The sequence below is a fragment of the Sphingobacterium sp. DR205 genome (genome assembly GCF_011064245.1).
In the GTDB taxonomy this organism is placed as follows: Bacteria; Bacteroidota; Bacteroidia; order Sphingobacteriales; family Sphingobacteriaceae; genus Sphingobacterium; species Sphingobacterium athyrii.
The window spans coordinates 3,312,766-3,333,354 of record NZ_CP049333.1; the positions used below are offsets into that span (position 1 = coordinate 3,312,766).

Genomic DNA, 20,589 nt, shown 5'->3' on the forward strand with positions numbered 1-20,589 from the left:
AGTTTATTAAAATGACTTTACAGCCTTTATTCCAAACTTATTATGCCTACCCTTCCAATATTTCTACTTGAAGGGTAAGCACATCCTAACTAAAAATTGATTTAGAACTTCATTTTCTGGATCCGGATCGCGTTCAGTATCGCGATAAGAGAAACACCAACATCTGCAAACACGGCTTCCCACATGGTCGCCAGCCCCCCGGCGCCAAGGATTAAAACAACTCCCTTGACCACAAATGCCAACCCTATATTTTGGTAAACTACTTTTTTGGTCTGTTTACCAATATTAATTGCCATTGGTATCTTAGATGGTTTGTCATCTTGTATGACTACATCGGCGGTTTCGATGGTTGCATCACTGCCCAGTCCCCCCATGGCTATACCAACATCACTCAAAGCCACTACGGGGGCATCATTGACGCCATCACCAACGAAAGCCACACTTTCACCAATAGCTTTTATCTCCTTGACTTTATTTACTTTATCTTCCGGAAGAAGATCTCCATAGGCTTTATCAATACCCAATTCCTTCGCTACATAAGCGACGACCGTCCCCTTATCACCACTTAGCATAGTCGCTTTCACTCCAAGTTTGTGCAAGAGTTGTATGGTCTGTGCGGAATCTTCTTTGATACTATCTGCAATGGTAATATATCCAACGAAGCGATTATCCAATGCAATGGCTATTGTGGTATAAACGATTGTATTGGGATCGATGGTATAGCTGATATTAAACTTGTCCAAAAGCTTAAAGTTACCAACCAAAAATACCTTGCCGTCCACACTACCCTTCAGTCCATGTCCCGGTATTTCTTCGACATCAGTCAGATTAACAGATTCATCGACCTCACCCACATATTCCCTGATTGCTGTTGCTACGGGATGACTGCTATGACTTTCGATTTTATTGACCAACCTGAGGATTGTCGCTTCATCAAAATCTGGTTCTAAACGAACTTCCTGCACTTTGAAAACCCCTTCGGTCATCGTACCGGTTTTATCCATGACAACATTCTGTATCGCTGCCATCGCATCCAGAAAGTTACTTCCCTTGAACAGGATACCGTTTCTACTCGCAGCACCTATGCCACCAAAATAACCCAATGGAATCGAGATGACCAAGGCACATGGACAGGAAATCACGAGAAATACAAGCGCTCGATAAAGCCAATCGCTAAATACGTATTGTCCGACAAAAAAGTAAGGCAGCAGACAGATCGCTATCGCCAAAAGCACAACAATTGGCGTATAGATTTTCGCAAATTTCCGGATAAAGAGCTCCGTAGGAGCCTTCTGCGAGGTCGCATTTTGTACAAGCTCAAGGATTTTGCTCAATTTACTGTCTTGGTATGCTGTTGTCACCTTTACCAGACTCACGGTATTCATGTTGACCATTCCTGCCAACACAACTTCACCTTTGGTCTTTGTGTCAGGTTTACTTTCTCCCGTCAACGCCGCCGTGTTGAAGGAAGCGGTATCGGAGATAAGTTCCCCATCCAAGCCCAACTTCTCCCCGGGCTTCAGCTGGATGACATCACCTATTGTTGCAGCCTCAGCTTTGATCACCCGGCTACTGTTTGCTTTAACAACGGTCACCTCATCCGGGCGCTGGTCCAGGAGCGTTTTAATATTGCTCTTGGCACGGCTGACAGCCAATGTCTGAAACACTTCCCCTACCGCATAAAAAAGCATGACGGCAACCCCTTCGGGAAATTCTTTTATTGCAAAAGCACCAATGGTGGCGATGCTCATCAGTAAGAATTCGGAGAATATTTCCCCTTTGCTGATGCTTTTCAGCGCATCTTTAATTACGGGAAATCCAACGGGAATATATGCGACGACATACCAACATACCCGGATCCAGCCCTTGAACCAGGCCTGAGGCACCCAGTTGTCCATTGCGATAGCTGCACTCAGCAGTACAAATGAAATAATCGCTGGCAGAAAGCGCTTCAATGTATTGCCTTCCGCCATTGAATGATCATGACCATCATCATCACTGTGATTACGCGCCGGATCCTGGGCAGGCGCGCCCCGTATTAAACGTTGGGCGCCTGCCTGATTATAAACTTTTTCGGTTTGTGTACAACAAAGCTGTTTACCTTGTGCATCATAAATATGCTTGTGTTCCATAACTTGCCATGATTTTACGCATAAAAAAGAGCGAATAGTTAATGTTCATGTCCGCCGGTATTGCTCATCTTTGCATTGATAAAAAATGCGCTTTTTACTACAATTCTGGTCTGTGCAGGGATTTCCTGTACAGGTGTAATTGCTGTATACCCCATTGCCGAGACACCTTTTTGAACTTCAATTTTTTCAAAATTTATATTTTTACCCTGATCTGTGGCATGCTTAGCGGCTTCCTGTTCATTTTTGTGTTCATGTTTTGCTTCGCCTTCATCATGCGCATGACCATGATCATCGTGCCCTTCTTCATGCTCTTCGGGCTGCTTACTTGTCTCTACGAAAATATAGAACTTACCATCAGCCTCTACAATCGCGTCATTGGGAACAGCCGGAGTCGTCACATTATTTATTCCGATCATCCCAGTGATGTTCATTCCGTCTATCAGACCAATCTTACTGCCGATCACGGTACTATGCACGGCGATTGTTTTGCTGTCATTCTCAAAGGAAGATCCGATCGTAAAGACTTTAGCCGCATAGGTTTTATCCGGATTATTCGTTAGCTGAAAATTAATGATCTGTCCGATTTTGATCATCGGAAGATCCTTTTCAAAGACTTGTAGATCGAGATGTAACAGGCTGTTGTCCACAATCTCAATAACCGGAGACGAAACATCTACGTAACTGCCTATTTTTGCGAAAACATTGCTTACAGTACCATTAATTGGACTTGTAACCACAAGTGACGAGCGCAGGTTGGAAAGATTGACACTGTTTGGATTGATACCCATTAACTGAATCTGCTGTTGCAGGGATGCCTTTCTGGCGCGAAGACTATTAAACTCTGCTGTCGCCGATTGCAAGTTCTTTCTCGCCCCGGCATTGCCCTCATTGAGCTCTTGCTGTCTTGCCATCTCCTGTTCTGCAAGCGTAATTTTGCTTGCCAGAGCGACATATTCTTCCTGAAGCTGAATAAATTGCGGATTCGTAATGGTTGCTATAACCTGGCCTTTGCGCACGATGTCACCTAGTTGCACATTTAAAGTCTTAATTACACCACCATATAAGCTTGTCGCATTGGCTTTGTTGTTGTTGGGCACGCTGAGTAAGCCGTTGGCTTTGATAGTTGCTGTCAATTCTTTTTCTTCAATGCTTCCGAAGACAATTCCCACGGCTTTGATCTGTTGCTCACTTAGCGCAGCGACCGTCACTGGCCCCTCCTCATGGCCTTCTTCGGCGGCTCCCTTCCCTTCCTCCTTTCCCTGGGGCTCGCCGGCGCCTTTTGAATCTGATCCACAGCTATATAAAACCGATGAAATCGCTAGTGCAAAGAATATTTTTATGATAACTTTCATTGTTGACTTATTTATTATTGAAGTAATTGTATTGTATTGCCGATTGATTGTATTGATTGAGCACATCTAAGTAATTTTGTCTGATACCGATCGCCTGACTTAAAAACTGGCTCATCTCTGCAAAACTTATTTCTCCGGTTCTATAACCGAGGCTCGCCGCCTTAATGATGGCATCCGCCTGCTGAAGACCAGAAGACTCATAAAACTGTAATAATGCACTGTTTTTCTCAATGCTGGCCAGCGCGTTTCCTTTTTCCGTCTGAAACACTTGAGTGTCATACTCCAGTTGTCTTTGTTGCGCCTCCATTTCAGCATTTGCAGCTTTCACCTTGCTCTTGTAAGCACCGAGCCCAAATACGGGGAAGGATGCCGATACGGAGAAACCGGTAAAAGGATCTTTTGCTCCCCAAAGACGTTGCGAGAAGAATCTACCTGAAAATTCTGGCTTATTTATATTTTTCTGAACCGTAATATTAGATGATGCAATATTGACATTCTGTTGCTGCAGTGCTAAAACAGGATGTGAGGGGTCCGCTGAAGGATTTTGTAGGTCCGCGTCCATTTCGACCTTTTCCAGCGGCCGCTCCACAGGCAATAACCAGTCGTTGCGGTTCAGGAGCATCATCAATTGTTGTTGTTGAACCAGTATATCCTTTTTATTCTGCAACAGCTGCGCCTGTAATTCCTTTAATTTCGTTTCTGCGGCTATTTTATCCAGGGCGGCAACATCACCGGTTTTAAAGCGAAGCTCAGTCGCCTTGAACATCGCCGAATAGATACTGTCCAGGTTCACATAAAGCTTTTGTCTGTCCTGAAGGTACCAAAGTTGGTAATATGCTGTGCGTACGTCTCTCTTGATATTCGCATTGAGCACATCCGTGTTCAGGTTAGCATACTTTAGCTGTTGTTTAAAATATTCCTTGCGGGCAGAATAGAGTCCAGGCCATGCGATACTCTGCGTGATTCCGATTTTCATGATCCCTGTTTTATCACTGGGCCGATAATCTTCGTTTTCCACAAAGACACCCGTTTTTGGGATTTCATTGGCTGTTTTGACCGTATAGGTCGCCCCAGCAATTTCAGCTTCATTAACCTGAAATTGGCGGTTGTTTTTTAGCGCGGTACTGAGCGCCTGATCGATCCCGATCCGTTCCTGTGAAAAGGCCTTAAATCCAGAGGCAGAAAATAGGAAAACCAATACTGTTGCAATGGCTTTGCCTGCATTTCCTTTTTTCATATTCCTTTTTGAGTTAAAAATGATATACAATAGTGGCAGTACAAATAAGGTTAAGAAGGTTGCTGTTACCAGTCCGCCGATAACGACTGTAGCCAATGGTTTTTGCACCTCCGCACCGGCACTTGTGCTGATTGCCATCGGTAGAAAGCCTAACGATGCTACGGTGGCTGTCATCAGTACAGGACGTAGCCGGGTGAGTGTCCCCTCTCTGACGCGCTGAAAAATGTCATCCATGCCATCTTTCTTCAATTGATTGAAGGTACCGATCAGAACAATGCCATTCAGTACGGCAACGCCAAAAAGGGCAATGAAACCGATCCCGGCACTGATACTAAAAGGCATACCACGCAGCATCAGCGCAAAGACACCGCCAATTGCACTCATCGGGATGGCTGTAAAGATCAGCGTTGCTTGCTTAAACGAATGGAATGTGAAATATAGTAACATAAAGATTAGTAATAACGAAACCGGTACGGCAATCATTAGACGTGCGCTCGCTTTCTGCAAGTTCTCAAACTGACCTCCATACGTGAAGTAATAGCCTGCCGGTAACTTAACCTTTGTTGATAGCTGTTGCTGAATATCCTTGACCACACTTTCAACATCTCTTCCAACAACGTTAAAGCCGATGACAATCCGTCGTTTACCAGCCTCTCTGCTGATCTGTGCTGGACCAAGCTTGTAGTCAATCGCTGCTACCTGTGAGAGTGGGATCTGGATGCCGGTGTCTGTTGGAATCATCAGATTACGTACATCATCTATACTATTGCGATGTGTCGTGTCCAGACGCACGACAAGATCAAAACGACGTTCGTTTTCATAGATCTGGCCTGTACTTTTACCGGCAAAAGCTGTACTTACCACATCATTTACTTCCTGAATAGTCAGTCCATAATTGGCAATACGTGTACGGTCATAAACAATATTGATCTGTGGAAGTCCGGATACCCGCTCCACTTGAGGAGAAGTAGCTCCTTTAACAGATTGAATCTGTGCGGCGACGATATTGGCGTAAGAAGCCAGCGAGTCAATGTTTTCGCCGAAAATTTTCACGGCCACATCCTGACGGATTCCCGTCATCAGTTCATTGAAACGCATCTGAATAGGTTGGTTCTTCTCAAAGAAAACACCCGGTATTACCTCTAGTTTTTCAAGGATAGCAGCTCCAAGGTCGCTATAGCTCCGCCCTGATTTCCATTCTTCCTGTGGTTTGAGGACCACCATCAGATCCGTCGCTTCTGGCGGCATAGGATCTGTCGGTACCTCCGCAGCTCCCGTTTTTCCCACAACCATTTTTACTTCTTCAAACTCCTTAATGATACGGGAAGCTTGCATCGAAGTTTCTATACTTTGTGAAAGCGAGCTCCCCTGAGGCAATATACAGTGAAAGGCATAATCCCCTTCCTGTAGTTGTGGGATAAATTCTCCACCCATGTTTTTAAAGAAGAAAACCGATAACGCAAAAAAGGCTACCGCCAAACTGACAATGATGTATTTAAAGCGGATTGCCTTCTGCAGCAACGGTGCATACATATGTTGAAGTTTTTCGATCAGGCGATCACTGAAAGTATTCTTATCATGATGCTTTTTAGGCAGGAATAGGGCACACATCATTGGAATATAGGTCAGCGAAAGAATCAGCGCTCCAAATATCGCGAAACCTACTGTCTGCGCCATTGGACGGAACATCTTTCCTTCCACACCGACTAATGTCAATATCGGGATATAAACGATCAGGATGATAATCTCGCCAAAAGCGGCACTTGTCCGTATTTTTGACGCCGATTCAAACACCTCATGGTCCATTTCGGACTGTGTAAGCTTTTCGGTAGACTTGCGTAGCCCCAGGTGATGGAGCGTTGCTTCAACAATAATGACTGCACCATCGACAATAAGTCCAAAGTCTATGGCGCCCAAGCTCATTAAATTGGCGCTCACACCAAACACATTCATTAGCCCTAATGCAAAGAGCAGTGATAAAGGAATGGCCGAGGCCACGATGAGGCCTGCACGGAGATTACCTAAAAATAACACCAATACAAAGATGACGATCAATGCTCCTTCTATGAGGTTCTTTTCTACAGTGCCTATTGCCCGGTTGACCAGATCTGTACGATCCAGGTAGGGCTCAATGACCACATCATTGGGTAGGGATTCTTGGATAGTAGGTAATTTCTCCTTCACACGTTTGACGACTTCATTGCTATTTTCACCCTTTAACATCATCACCACACCGCCTACGGCGTCTACTTCGCCGTTATAGGTTAGGGCGCCGTACCGGACAGCATGTCCAAAACGTACATCGGCGACATCTTTGACATAAATTGGAACAGCACCCGATTTTTTGATTGCGATATTTTTTACATCTTCCAACGATGTTGCCAGCCCGATGCCACGAATGAAATAGGCGTTGGGCTTTTTGTCAATATAAGCGCCACCGGTATTTTGATTATTCTTCTCCAGCGCGGTAAAAATTTCAGGTATCGTGATATTCATCGCTCTGAGACGATTAGGGTCAACAGCTACCTCATATTGTTTCAATTCACCGCCAAAACTATTTACCTCAGCAATACCCGGGGTGCCATAGAGCTGACGGGCCACGATCCAGTCCTGCATTGTCCGCAGATCCTTTGCATTATATTTGCTTTCGCTGCCCTTCTTGGGGTGAATAATGTATTGGTATACCTCGCCTAGGCCCGTACTAACGGGGGCCAGCTCTGGCCTGCCAATACCTTGAGGAATTTGGTCTACGGCGTCTTTTAGACGTTCGCTGATCAGTTGCCGTGCAAAGTAAATGTCTACATCTTCTTCAAAAACAACAGTAATCACAGAAAGTCCAAAACGTGATATACTTCTGATTTCCTCGATCTTTGGTACCGTAGCGATACTCTGTTCAATCGGAAAAGTAACCAATTGTTCGACTTCCTGACCTGCCAAGGTAGGACAGGAAGTAAAAATTTGTACTTGATTATTGGTAATGTCGGGAACGGCGTCTATGGGCAGCTTTGTTGCACTCCAGCCGCCCCATATAATAAGTAACAAGGTCATTAAGGCGATAATGATCTTATTCTTGATGCTAAATTTAATTATACTATCTAACACAATATACTTGATTAATGCTTAAATAATAGATATATAGAATATCCTATTTCCATGTAGCATTATGCTACAGCTAATTCCCACGGCCAGCACTGATTAGAAAAAAAATTTTCCAATAATGTTTACCGAAGGCTAATAAAAATTAAAATTAAGCATCTACCTTGGGCGGTTGCCAGATAGTTCCGAAGTAGTTCGATAGAATGGGTGTGTCTAAAAGCGGCATGCGATTGTCAAAATAAATCGAAATCGGAATACCCGCAATTTTTGGTAACTGATATTCAAATATCGTAATATTTCCACTGCAGCAGTTGCAATAACAAAAAATTGAACATGCATCCGGGGTATCTTCACTATGATTATGCGATTCGTTCAATTGTGTTTCCATAGCTGCTCCCTCGGTGCGAATATTCGCATCACTGCATGGGACAAAGGAAAGTCCCAAAATATAGGTGATCAGTATGATAACAGCTAACCTCATTTGTTATACAAATTTAGAAAAATATTTTAAAAATTTACTCTTTTATCATAATAGCATATTTCTTTGTCGGCCCCCATAAACCTAAAGACTATAGCAATGGTCTTGCGTCAGTGAACAATGGGGCCTTGGTGACGATGACAACCGTAAAATAGACTGGTAATAAAATCAGCACTACCGGTATGTAAGAAGGCCGAATTAAACACGGACAATGGTGTTTAATTCGGCCTTTTATTGATTGTAAAAAGTGGTTATAATACCTTCTGCAAACGTTTTGGGAATTCGCTTATTTTTGAAATGCTGAGCTGTTTCATCACTTGAAACAGGTGTGCCTTGAACATATTGATCGTATGTTCACCGCCTGCGTTCCCTAGGGCACCAACACCATACATAAATGGTCTTCCCATGAAATTGAATTCGGACCCAACAGCATGTGCACGGGCTAGGTCTACACCGGAGCGGATACCACCATCCAGCATAATCTTGATTTTGTTTTTATATTCCGGATTGCCTGCAAGATGAATCAATGAATTGATGGATGATTCACTGGCATCAAGCTGTCTTCCGCCATGGTTGGAAACGATGACACCATCTACCCCGAGTGCGATGGCAGCCTGCATATCCTCATCGGTTGCAATCCCCTTTAATACCAGTGGTCCTTTCCATAAGTCGCGAATGGCTTTGATTTTTTCGACATCTACTTTTCCGGTAAAGGTTTTGTTCATAAACTGTCCCAGTTGGGCAAGGTCCAGACCCTTTTCCATATAAGGCTTTAACGTTGCAAAAGACGGGATGCCATGTCTGAGGGTTTCAATACCCCAGGTTGGACAGGCAAATGTCTGTAGAATATTTGCAATATTCATCTTTGGAGGCATGGACAAACCACTTTTAATCTCTTTATACCGAAGTCCAAAGGCAGGAACATCGACCAGAACCACAAGTACGGGACATTCCACTTCCGTCAGACGTCTTAGGATATCGTCGCGCAACTTATTTTCTGTTGGGTGATAAAGTTGAAACCAGGCTTTGCCCTGCGATACTTCAGCGATACGCTCGATACTGCTTGTTGACACTGTGCTCAAAATATAAGGGATATCATTTTCTGCGGCTGCTTTGGCCAAAATTTCCGGTGCGTTGGGCCACATCAAGCCCTGCAGACCGATTGGCGAAACCCCAAACGGAGCACTATATCGGCGGCCAAAGAGCTCTACGGACATATCAATTTCATCGCTCGCTTGAAGATATTGCGGCTTTAATAAAATATGATCAAAATCATTTTCATTCCGGGCGAGATTCAGCTCTTCGTTAGCACCTCCTATTAAATAGTCGAATGCAAATTTTGGGATTCTTTTCTTTGCCTGTTTTCTTAGATCTTCAACAGCAGGATAGCGCGTATTGTATGTAAATTTTTGGCTCATGATTGATGTATTAAATATTGGCAGTGAATTATCTGCGCGCCAAATATACTATATAATTTGAAAATAGTTTGATATTTATCCAATAATATCCTAAGTATTCCGTCGGTAGCCGAGCTCAGCGCCACCGCTGACAGGCAGGTTCACCCCTGTGATGAAACGGGCGCTTTCAGACAGCAAAAAGATACATGCATCTGCAATGACATCCCCTTCCGGACAATAACCCAGAAGGTGTATGTTTTTTAAAAAATCAAAAATCTGTTCGGGCTGCGGTTGCTCGGATGCCCATTGTTGAAGCATAGGGGTCATGACTGCTGCCGGCATAACCGAATTCACCCTTATTCCTAGTGCCGCATAATCTATTGCCATCGCTTTGGTCAGCGCATTGACAGCGCCTTTTGTCGCAGCATAAGCAGCATGATTTTCCTGGCCAATCTCTCCCACCAGACTGCTTGTATTTAAAATGCATCCGCCGGACTCCTTTAGATGGGGAAAGCCATATTTGGTCGTCAGTAAAATACTCTTTACATTGACATCAAACAGCCTGCCCCACTCCTGTACAGTGGTGTCATGTAAAGGTTTGGATGGACTCGCCAGCCCTGCATTATTGTGAATGGCGTCCAGCCGACCAAAAGTCGCTATGGTCTGATCGAGGGCTGCCTTTACATCTTCTTCTTGGGAAATATCGGCACAGATACCCAAATGCGGAGCCCCCAGCAGCTCGCCTGCCGCGGTAACGGACGTTTGCTCCAGACCAATAAAAACAACCTTCGCTCCTGCCTTTGCGTAGGCCTGAGCACATGAAAGGCCAATTCCAGCAGTACCACCGCTGATCAATATCACTTTATCCTTTAATGCGTTCAAAATAAATCTATAAAAGGTTATTCAATTAATTCAGGAATCTAAAATACGACAAGTAAGCAATTACTTGAAAATTACATATAACATTGTGACAATAACAAGTAATATACCGGTTAAAACACGATAATTCCCCATTCCTTTCCATGCTGCTCCGCGGAGGGGCTCCAATGGACTTTTCCAGTAAAGCAGTTCGCTTTCAGTACTGTGCTGTACCGGATAAAGATACGATAGGATGATTTGTATAAGCATGCAGACCAAGAAAAGATAAAAGGCCATCATCATAAATGGCGTCTGTCCGATCCAAGAATGTGGAAAGATCTTATTGATCATAAAAACACCTGTACCTAAAGATGATCCGATCCATAAAGTCATTTTTGCAGATACCGCAGAGGCTTTCCGCCAGAATACCCCCAAAAGAAAAACACAGGTTATTGGAGGGGCGATATGGGCGATCACATCATTGATACCATTAAAAATGCTTTCATACTTATCCAATAACGGCAATAGGCACAAAGAAAAGACCATGGCAATCACAGCGGATATTTTTCCGATACGAATCAGCTGCTTGTCTGTAGCCTCCGGTTTCCGCTGTTTGAAGATATCATAACTAACCATGGTCGAGATAGAGTTGAGCGCGCCCGAAATCTGGCTCATCAGACCGGACAGCAGCGCTGCTACAAGTACACCGATCAGACCTGAAGGTAACAATTGCGTTATCATCAATGTATATATTCCTTTGGAATTCACGTTGCCTGCAGCATCTACCCCCAAGCTATGAAGATCGAGCTGTCCACTTTTAAACAGGGTATAAGCAAACAGTCCGGGTAGTACGAATATAAAGACGGGTAAAATTTTGAGAAAACCACAGAACAGGGCTAACAGGATCAATGTAAATGCTGCCATCCACTCAAAGTTACCATTGAGCAAACCGGTATCAAATCCGCTTTGGGCCAGGCTTACAAGGTGTACAGTTGATATATTGGTGGCAAACAGCGCGAGTCCGATCGCTGGCCACCGAAGGGTTTTTCCAGCGAGAAAATAGCCTTCTGCCGTGCCTGTACTTCTTTTGTTACCTCCTATGCCTGCAACAATACCCACGATCAAAATAAGAGCGATATAAGCGATAGCAATACCTAAATCTATATTTCCTAACATACTATTATGCTATATTAACTCACAACTACTTCCAGGTTCCATTGCTGTCCGATAAACACCATTCTCAATCCGCACAGGTTGTGCAAAATGAGATTTTAGATGTGGGATGTGTTCAAGGAATAATGCTTGATGACCAAGACTGATGTGGTTGAACAGTACTAAATGCTGGTGCAGTTGCCCCATATCCCCCACATGCGGAACCACAGGGATACCATATTTCCGGCAGAGGAGACTGACACTGATAAACTCACTTACACCCCCCACACGGACTGCATCCACCTGTACAAAACCCGCAGCACCCAACTGTAAATAATTTTTGAATACAATGCGGTTGGGTACATGTTCACCCATGGCAACCTTTATGGGCGCAATGGTTTCAGTTAGTATTTTATGTGCAACAATATCATCGGGATGGGTAGGCTCCTCCACCCAATAAGGATTCATCGCTTTGAGATCCTGACATATTGCCAACGCTTGTGGTAGCGTCCACTGTTGATTTGCATCCAACATGACAGTAGCCTGATCCCCTGCAACCTCCCGAACAATATGTGCTCTTCTGATATCACGGAGCGGATCTTCACTGCCCACTTTCAGTTTCATGGCTGTAAAACCATTGGCGATTGCGCGTTTACAGTTTTCACGAACCTGTTCATCAGAATAGTTAAACCAACCGACAGAAGTATCATAACCGATATAGCCCTTTTCGATTATATTCATTCTTTCTTGGCGGCTTTGCCAATTTTCGGCAATTAACGTAATGGCCTCTTCCCGCGTAAGCTCATCTTCCAGATAGGAAAGATCCAGCGTGTTGACAATTTCTTCGGGTGAAAGGTCTATTAAAAGTTTCCAAAGCGGAATACCACGCGTTTTTGCCCATAAATCAAAGCAGGCGTTTGTGACAGACGCCAATGCCAGGTGCACAATACCTTTATGTGGCCCTAGCCATCGGAATTGCTGTTCATTGCTCAAGGTGTTGAATATCGCGCCGAAATTTGCCATTAATTCTTCGATCGGCATTCCTTTGAGGCGTTCGGCGTAAAAAGATGCCGCCCGACAGACCAATTCATTTCCTGCGCCTATCGTAAAAGCTAGTCCGGTTCCGATACGTCCCTTGTCATCTTTCAAACGTGTGACGGCATAGGAATATATAGGGTCTTTGTGTACAGCATCGCTCCCTGCTCCGGTACCTAAAGGAAATCTGCGGTCCTGGATATCATAGGTTGTAATCATTCTAGTTCGTTGTTTTTGAAATTTTTGGATCGATAAAATTATAGCTTCAATTTTTCCTTTAGCTTGAGTAGCAGATCAACATCCGTCTCTCTGATACGTCCAGCTCTGTCTGGACCGACGTTTAAGATCAGGATATTATCCTGTGCAGTTGCTGTCCGGTAGATTTGCTCCAGCTCTCCCAACGTTTTGTATTTTTTATCTGTTGTGTTATAAAACCAGCGCTCTCCCAATACCACCGTGGTTTCAAATGGCATGTAGTATGTATTACCTTGTGAGGTAAAGAGTTTAGGGTCAGGTGTGGCAGGTAAATACGGGTCTCCCAAACGGAAGTCGCTCGGGAAGTAACGTATCGGGAATAGGTTTTGCTGATCCTTCGGTAGCACCATATGCTTATCCACATTTTCAGGGGTGCCAATGCTCCAATTGATGCCGACCTGACACTGAGGTGCTTTACTTTTGACCAAAGTATAGATTTCCTGTGCCGGCCACCTGTAATTCTCCTTTTCCCACCCGCCATCTAACCAGAGTTCAACAATGTCCGTATATTTTTGGGTGATATTGAGCAGTTCGCTCAATTGGTTAAGCATATAGGTATTATAAGCTTTGTCTGCTGTCAGGTCTTTTACATTTCCATTTTGTTTACGGTCCCATAGGGAATAATAAAGTCCCAGACGAATTCCCTGATTTCGGCATTCCTTTGCCAATGCCGCTACAACGTCTGTCTTATTTGCTGAGCTCGCCACATCATAGCTTGTATATTTACTGTCCCATAGACAGAAACCATCGTGATGTTTACTGACCAATATGATATATTTCATGCCGGCAGCTTTTGCAGTTGATACCCATTGTTTTACGTCGATCGCCGTAGGAGCATATGAACCCGGAGGTTTCGAACCATCCGTCCATTCCTGATCATGGAAAGTATTCATGCCAAAATGGATGAACATGCCATACTTGCGGTCAATCTGCTCTTGCTGATATCGGTTAGGTTTATCAGCGGCTGTAGGCACAATGGCTTTTGTTTGGGCAAACACCTTTGCGCCCATTAGGCAAAGGGTTAAGCAAAATAATAACTGCTGTTTCATCATTTATTTCGTATAGGTTTTTATTTCAATATGTTGCTTTAATCAATCGGTATGGAACACCTCCTCCATATCGGACCAGATAACACCTTTTGCGCGGGCTTCCGGGAGTGGCATTTGACAGGGGTCTGTTTCTTTCCACCAGCGTTGTGTTTCAGGATCCGATGCCATTCGTTTCATATCGGCCGAAAAATCTGTTCCGGTATATTCAAAATAGCTGAATAGATAATGTTTTCCGTCTACTTCTTTCAAGAAAATAGAATAGTTACGAATATGGCATTCCTTAATTTTCTGGAGCACGCTTGGCCATGCTTGGGCATGCAGTTTTTTGTAATAGCCCAATCTATCTGTTTTTAACCCTGTAATGGAGGCATAGCGCCTGACCGATTCAGGCTTCCCTTGTCTTCCGCAGCCCACAGCTAAAAATGTGATTGTATGTAACAGCACAAAAAGCCTCACAGGAAAAAAATTCTTCGATGGCATATTTAGGTGTTTTAGTTATTAATGCTACTTTTATTTACATCTGCTAAACTACAATTCTGTAAATAATAAAACTGTGCTTGGATTGCTCAATATTGACACTATATTAGCGGTATTTGACCTCGTATTTTATATTAGAGATAAAATAGTCTATATTTAAATTCCTTTAAACAATAATAACCAAGTAAATGAAACCCGTTTTCACGAAAATATTAGAGGGATCAGAGATAGCGACATTCGCAACGAAGGAAGTTTGTCAGCCATCTTTTTCCACCGAATTCCATTTCCATCGTGCTTGTCAGATGACCTACATTGTGCAAAGTGAAGGCAAGCGAATTATAGGTGATAGTATAGACAGCTATTCTACCGATGAATTGACTTTTTTAGGGCCTGACCTGCCCCATGTATGGCATAATGATCGCTCGGATAGGGATTCGGTACAGGTGTCGCGTTCAATGGCGCTTTATATCGAACCTAAATTAATGGTTGAGGTATTGGGACATCTTTTTAAAACACACAAAATAGAGGCATTTCTTACCGCATCCAAACGGGGGCTTTTATTTCAGGGCGAGACGAAAGAACAACTGAAACGCAAACTGGAACAGATGATCCATATCGATTATGGTATTCAAAAAACAATTTTACTTCTTGAGATCATCGAATTGCTGATTACAACTGATGAATATAAATGTCTCTCCAGTCCGGGGTATACACACAATTATAGTTCGATGGATAATGATAAAATTGACCGGATTTTTAAGTTCGTATTCAATAACTTTACAAAAGAAATTTCGTTGGGTGAGGCTGCGACTTTGGCAAATATGTCCAAGCACTCCTTCTGCCGGTATTTTAAATCCCGTACACAAAAAACCTTTGTGCAATTTGTCAACGAAGTACGTATCAGTGAATCATGTCGACTGATTGCTGAAAACAAATTACAGATTACCAACATTGCTTTTGCCTGTGGTTTCAATTGCCTTTCTAATTTTAATAAGATCTTTAGATCTATTAAAGGACTTACACCGAGTATGTATAGAGCGCAAATACAGACCTAGGAAAAAAGATGACTTTCATTAATGTATAATGCTCTGCTGAACAAAAAATCAGTATGTGTCTACGCGCGAAAGGCCCGAAACCGCAGGGCCATTTAATAGCTTACCTTCAATATCAAAACGGGATCCATGGCAGGGACAGTCCCAAGATTTTTCAGCGGCATTCCAGCTTACTGTACAGCCCATGTGTGGGCAAATTGAACTTAGGCAATACAAAGCTCCGTGCTCATCACGGTAAACGGCAAGTGTTTTGCCTTGATATTTCACCACACTACCCTGTTGCAGCAGCGGCACATCTTCAAATTCTTTAATCTTATTAGCAGACAATTTATCCATGATAAAGTGCTGTGTAGCGTTCCATCCCTCCGAGAGTACACTTTTAGCACTTGCAACTGGCTTAACGCGGGCTGGCGATAGCAATTTGGATAAAGATGTTTCTTTGCCCTGGAGCAGATCAGGAATGATTAGAGAAGCCATTGAACCGAAAGTCATTCCATTTCCGCCGTAGCCAGTTGCGATATAGACGTTGGGCTCATGGGGCATGCGGCCAATATAGGGTAAACCATCTGCTGAAACATAATACTGTGAAGACCATTGTGCAGTTAACTCATCGTATTCAAAATATTTATCCACCCGCTCTTTGAGATCATTAAAATGTTTTTCCGTATTATTTTCATCCCCGGTCTTATGGTCGAATCCCCCTGCAATGAGATAATAAGTGTCGCCATCCCGGTGATATCTAAAGTAATGATATGGATCATATAAATCTGCTGTCTGCGCCAGTATTTCTGGAGGGTTCCGGAGCTTCAACGTAAGCACATAACTCCGATAGGGAGCCACCAGCAAGTCAAACCTATTTTTTCCGGGTGGTATATGGGTCGCCCAGATGATATTCTTTGCTGTAAAAATGCGTTCATCACTTGTTTTCAATCTAATTTCGTTTTCTTGATTTTGATATTCAACAATAGATTGGTTTGTCAATATGGCGCCCCCAGCTTGTCTATAAGCATCCAAAAGCCGAATTAAATATTTTAGCGGATGAAATTGTGCCTGTCCCTCAATACGGATAGCTTTTGCAAAAGGAAGGTTGAACGGCAGTGTAGCACTTGGAGTAGTTTTTACATCCAATTGCTGATGGGCAGCAAGAATGCTATCAAGCTTTTCATTTTGTGTATCTTCGGCGCTAAAAAGAAAAAAATTACATGTACTAAAATCACAATCTATGCTATATTTCAACACATTTTTCTTGATATAATCTAATGTGTCTTTCGTGCTCTTAACTAACAACCGTGCTGATTCTTCTCCGAATTTATGCATAATTTCATCATACGAGGCATCGTAAAAATTATTGATATGGGCAGTCGTGCCGCCTGTGGTACCGAAACCAGGATTTTCTTTATCCAAAAGCAAGCATTTCAGACCTCTGTCCTGAAGTTCCTTTGCAAGCGTCACACCAGTGATACCCGCCCCAACAATAATGGTATCAAATTCTAGGTCGCTGAAATCCGTTGAGAAATTTTGCTCTTCGACAGTTTGCCAAAAGCTCTTGTTGCTACCGTCACGTTTCATATCGATTCAATTTTAAAGACTGGGAACTTAGGTTTCCAGTTCTTTGTGGTCTACTAATTATGATTTGTACAATAAGAACCAACACCCGAACTAATCGTTTTAAGATTAAATACGGAAAAAAAAGAAGAAATACGTCGTCGTATATAGAAGCAAACTATCCAATTACCACTAATGTTCTTTCCCAAAAAGAGGAAGATAAAAACTAAAGGACCATGACGAATAATTTTAACGATTATGTAAATTCCGTTATCCCACCCTGGGTAAAGGATAAGAAGATAATGATTACTGGAGGTACGACCGGTATTGGAAGGGCCACGGCACTACTTCTAGCAGCCTTGGGCAACGACGTTTTTATATGTGGTCATCATGAACAGCAGCTCCACGATACCTTACGCGATTTTGAAGAATTGAATGCCCCAGGTTTACTGACAGGAATAGCTATTGATTTAGCCACTGAGGATGGCATACGAGAACTTTTTGAAAAGTTTGACCAGATGTATGATCAATTGGATATCCTTATTAATAATGCTGCGATCGCTTTTCAATCTGTCAAAGATGGCAGTTATAACGATCAGGCTTACATTTTACGAACCAACGTCCTTGCGTACCTTGCCTGTGCTCAAGCAGCCTTGTACCGGATGGAACCACGGGGTGCAGGGCACATCGTCAATGTAGGGTCTATGAGCGCAGACATACGTGAAGCGCAAAGTTCTGTTTATGTATGTACCAAAGGCGGTATTCAAGCCTTCACAGAATCGTTGCGGAAGGAAGCTAACCCCAAGGGCATTCAGATATCACTTATCGAACCAGGTTCTGTTGGAACCGACATGCAACCCTACTCTCCAACAGAGCAGCGCAAAAAAATTGAATCGATGGAAATGCTATACGCGGAGGACATCGCCCGGTCCATTGTGTTTATGCTATCTCAACCTGAGCGTACCTCAGTCGTAAGTATGCAGGTAAAACCTTTACGTCAAATTATATAAAATGGCATCAAGCCTAGATAAAAGGCATCAAATGATTAAATGATCAAAGTAGAAGGCATGAAAAAAAAGAAAAATTTATTCGAACGGTTTTCAAACTGGGCTACACACGCAACCGGAAGCTCAGCGGCATTTATTTTGGCAACGTCCACTGTTATTGTCTGGGCAGTAAGCGGTCCTATCTTTGATTACTCTGAAACCTGGCAACTGGTGATCAACACGGGTACCACAATTATTACCTTTCTCATGGTATTTCTAATCCAAAAATCACAGAATAAAGATTCCAAAGCACTCCATTTAAAACTCAATGAGTTGATTGCCTCCCATGAAGGAACGAGCAACCGGATGGTGAGTTTAGAGGATTTGAGTGAGGAGGAACTGGACCAGCTTGCCAAGTTTTACGCGCATATCGCGAAACTTGCCCTCAAAGAGAATGATCTAACGCATACACATTCCATTGATGCAGCCCAAGAAAACCATGATTTCAAAAATAAACAGCGTCAAAAACGAAAAGATAGTAGTTCCGAGATGAAACATCAGTAGGACTTAAGAGCAAAAATGCGTAATCCAATTAATTTAATTGCGTATGCTATCAAGCTTATCGCTTAATCCATATTTCTTTATCCCAAGAGCGGGAAAGAATTAGCGGGCCTAAAAATCTGTTAAGCAATAGTTTTAAACAAAAAAATAGGATTGTCCAAAGAATTTGGACAATCCTGTTTCCTTTTCCTTCAATTAGAAGAACAGAGATCCTAGTCGTGGCCTTCAGTTTTAACGATCTTGTTGTAGATACCCAATAATAAAAATGGTGCAGCCCATTGTCCAACGAACAATGCCGTTTTATCTTGCATCATACATTTTAACGCAGCTGATACGCCCATTGCGAGTAAAGCTGCCCCTAAGAATACCGTTGAAGGGACTTTAGAAGTTTGTTTTTCAATTTTTTTGGTGATTTCACCCTCGTTTCCAGTTGTTAGTGCCATAATGCTAAATGTTTATGCTCAAAGAGCGGTTCATTTAACTAAACAGCTTCAAAAGTTTATTCGTTCACATAGATGATTAGAAATCTCCAAAACAAGCATATAATCCTTATAAAAGGTAAAAACCTCATATTCAAGCGATAAAACCGCGTTGTATAAAATGATTGCTTTTACGTACTAATCGTCCCCGAAATCGTACTAATTCTACTAACTATTTGCAGAATAGATCTGTTCGTCGTATGAAACTAATATAAAATAAATGAACAGAAATCTGATTACGCAAGAAAGGTATCAAGGTATACCGATCATTGCATTCACCGTCATTCAGGGTGGTCCAAATGATTTTCCGGAGGATATACCGGATCGACCCGAAGAAGAGTTACCGGAAAATGATCCCAATGATCAACCCGAAATCGATCAGGAGGATCTGGACACAGGGGAAGAATTAGACCTTGGTGAACAGGAAGAAGTTCCTGAGCTAAATGAAGAAGAAATCGACGAAAGCGCCAACGATGCGGAAGGTGTTCCCGTAGAACCTCGAAATCCCCCTTCGGACTTAAATGAGACAACAATTTAACAAAAAAGGTATTCATAATGGGCCGTATTAATTTCAATACCGGCCCATTTATCTGGTTTGACAATGCCATTAAGGCAGCGAATCGTTTAACTTAACAGTTTGGTTTTAAATCCAAATCGGATCAATCCGGCTGTATTACGAGAATTTGTTTTCTCCAATAACTGTTGCCGATGGCCTTCCACAGTACGTTTGCTTAAAAATATTTGATCCGCTATCTCGGCATTGGTATAACCTTCAGCAATTCGTTCCAATACCAATAGTTCACGTTCAGAGAGATCATACCTCGTCATAACGTCAGTTTTATTTACCTCCTTTGGAATATGCTGAGCCGAATAATCCATCAGATCAAATGAAAGTGCAGAGCTGATATAACGCCCGCCACGTTGAACCTGTCTGATACCAAATAGAATCTCATCCAAGTGGGAACTTTTGAGCAGATACCCATCAACACCAAGATCAAATGCATTAGCTACGAGATGAAAATCATTATCCATGGTTAATATAATAATTTTGATGTCAGGATAGCGTGCTTTTATTGCCTTAATAAATCTTATACCATCCATTTTATCCATATGGAGATCTGTAAGAATGAGATCCGGCTGAGGAGCATCTACAAGATACTCCAAGGCATTTTTACCATTTTCTGCCTCAGCAATTACAGTTATATCTTCTTGAGTCTCTAAAATTAATCGGAAACCTGAACGTACCAGTGCATGGTCGTCTACTAAAAGTAACTGTGCCATAGCTATCTGTTTTTCTTCGTGATTTAAGATGAATAAATTGTTTTTTTACTGAAACAACCCTGATAGATGAATAGTTTTTTTTGAATTTATTTTATAGCAGAAACGGACTTTTACGATAAGCCTGCGTATCAGCCACAAATTTTGCTTTAAATACCTAAAATAATGAT

17 protein-coding genes are annotated in these 20,589 nt (G+C 42.6%); 4 read left to right on the forward strand and 13 right to left on the reverse strand.

The genetic code is table 11. From position 1 onward, the window contains the following. Nucleotides 1-101: 101 nt before the first annotated feature. The 10 genes from G6053_RS14170 to G6053_RS14215 all read right to left on the reverse strand — a co-directional run bounded on the left by G6053_RS14170 (nucleotide 102) and on the right by G6053_RS14215 (nucleotide 14,521). Nucleotides 102-2,132, reverse strand: a complete 2,031-nt coding sequence (locus G6053_RS14170; protein ID WP_165306846.1) for a heavy metal translocating P-type ATPase — start codon at nucleotides 2,130-2,132, stop codon at nucleotides 102-104. Between the two features lie 38 nt (nucleotides 2,133-2,170). After that, entirely contained in the window at nucleotides 2,171-3,484 is a 1,314-nt protein-coding gene (locus tag G6053_RS14175) for an efflux RND transporter periplasmic adaptor subunit (RefSeq protein ID WP_165306847.1), read from the reverse strand. 7 nt (nucleotides 3,485-3,491) lie between these two features. After that, nucleotides 3,492-7,823: a CusA/CzcA family heavy metal efflux RND transporter gene (locus G6053_RS14180; RefSeq protein WP_165306848.1), complete on the reverse strand. Its 4,332-nt coding sequence runs from the start codon at nucleotides 7,821-7,823 to the stop codon at nucleotides 3,492-3,494. Between the two features lie 145 nt (nucleotides 7,824-7,968). Continuing rightward, nucleotides 7,969-8,298, reverse strand: a complete 330-nt coding sequence (locus G6053_RS14185) for a DUF6660 family protein (RefSeq protein ID WP_165306849.1) — start codon at nucleotides 8,296-8,298, stop codon at nucleotides 7,969-7,971. Nucleotides 8,299-8,546: 248 nt separating this feature from the next. After that, complete coding sequence (locus G6053_RS14190) at nucleotides 8,547-9,713, reverse strand: alpha-hydroxy acid oxidase (RefSeq protein ID WP_165306850.1); 1,167 nt, start codon at nucleotides 9,711-9,713, stop codon at nucleotides 8,547-8,549. Between the two features lie 90 nt (nucleotides 9,714-9,803). After that, nucleotides 9,804-10,574: an SDR family oxidoreductase gene (locus G6053_RS14195; RefSeq protein WP_165306851.1), complete on the reverse strand. Its 771-nt coding sequence runs from the start codon at nucleotides 10,572-10,574 to the stop codon at nucleotides 9,804-9,806. Nucleotides 10,575-10,634: 60 nt separating this feature from the next. Further along, nucleotides 10,635-11,726 carry a hypothetical protein gene (locus G6053_RS14200; protein ID WP_165306852.1) on the reverse strand — a complete coding sequence of 364 codons (1,092 nt, stop codon included), beginning with the start codon at nucleotides 11,724-11,726 and terminating at the stop codon, nucleotides 10,635-10,637. Nucleotides 11,727-11,735: 9 nt separating this feature from the next. Continuing rightward, entirely contained in the window at nucleotides 11,736-12,956 is a 1,221-nt protein-coding gene (locus tag G6053_RS14205; protein WP_165306853.1) for an enolase C-terminal domain-like protein, read from the reverse strand. A 38-nt stretch (nucleotides 12,957-12,994) separates the two neighbouring features. After that, complete coding sequence (locus G6053_RS14210; protein ID WP_206531944.1) at nucleotides 12,995-14,002, reverse strand: alpha-L-fucosidase; 1,008 nt, start codon at nucleotides 14,000-14,002, stop codon at nucleotides 12,995-12,997. 81 nt (nucleotides 14,003-14,083) lie between these two features. Beyond that, nucleotides 14,084-14,521, reverse strand: a complete 438-nt coding sequence (locus G6053_RS14215) for an L-rhamnose mutarotase (protein WP_165306854.1) — start codon at nucleotides 14,519-14,521, stop codon at nucleotides 14,084-14,086. 185 nt (nucleotides 14,522-14,706) lie between these two features. Between G6053_RS14215 and G6053_RS14220 the strand changes: the two genes are divergently transcribed. Next, nucleotides 14,707-15,573: an AraC family transcriptional regulator gene (locus G6053_RS14220; RefSeq protein WP_165306855.1), complete on the forward strand. Its 867-nt coding sequence runs from the start codon at nucleotides 14,707-14,709 to the stop codon at nucleotides 15,571-15,573. A gap of 48 nt (nucleotides 15,574-15,621) precedes the next feature. Here G6053_RS14220 and G6053_RS14225 read toward each other — a convergent pair whose 3' ends face one another. Beyond that, nucleotides 15,622-17,139, reverse strand: coding sequence for an FAD-dependent oxidoreductase (locus G6053_RS14225; protein WP_165306856.1), 1,518 nt, complete (start codon nucleotides 17,137-17,139; stop codon nucleotides 15,622-15,624). 212 nt (nucleotides 17,140-17,351) lie between these two features. On the opposite strand from G6053_RS14225, the gene G6053_RS14230 reads away from it, so the two are divergent. After that, entirely contained in the window at nucleotides 17,352-18,125 is a 774-nt protein-coding gene (locus tag G6053_RS14230; RefSeq protein WP_108634220.1) for an SDR family oxidoreductase, read from the forward strand. A 57-nt stretch (nucleotides 18,126-18,182) separates the two neighbouring features. Beyond that, nucleotides 18,183-18,665: a low affinity iron permease family protein gene (locus G6053_RS14235; protein WP_165306857.1), complete on the forward strand. Its 483-nt coding sequence runs from the start codon at nucleotides 18,183-18,185 to the stop codon at nucleotides 18,663-18,665. A 209-nt stretch (nucleotides 18,666-18,874) separates the two neighbouring features. Here G6053_RS14235 and G6053_RS14240 read toward each other — a convergent pair whose 3' ends face one another. Next, complete coding sequence (locus G6053_RS14240) at nucleotides 18,875-19,105, reverse strand: hypothetical protein (RefSeq protein ID WP_108634219.1); 231 nt, start codon at nucleotides 19,103-19,105, stop codon at nucleotides 18,875-18,877. Between the two features lie 256 nt (nucleotides 19,106-19,361). Between G6053_RS14240 and G6053_RS14245 the strand changes: the two genes are divergently transcribed. Continuing rightward, a complete protein-coding gene (locus tag G6053_RS14245; RefSeq protein WP_165306858.1) occupies nucleotides 19,362-19,679 on the forward strand; it encodes a hypothetical protein in 318 nt (105 codons plus the stop codon). Nucleotides 19,680-19,765: 86 nt separating this feature from the next. On the opposite strand, the gene G6053_RS14250 is transcribed toward G6053_RS14245, so the two are convergent. Continuing rightward, the gene (locus tag G6053_RS14250; protein WP_108634217.1) at nucleotides 19,766-20,422 is read right to left on the reverse strand and encodes a response regulator transcription factor; all 657 of its coding nucleotides are present in this window, start codon (nucleotides 20,420-20,422) and stop codon (nucleotides 19,766-19,768) included. Nucleotides 20,423-20,589 lie beyond the last annotated feature (167 nt).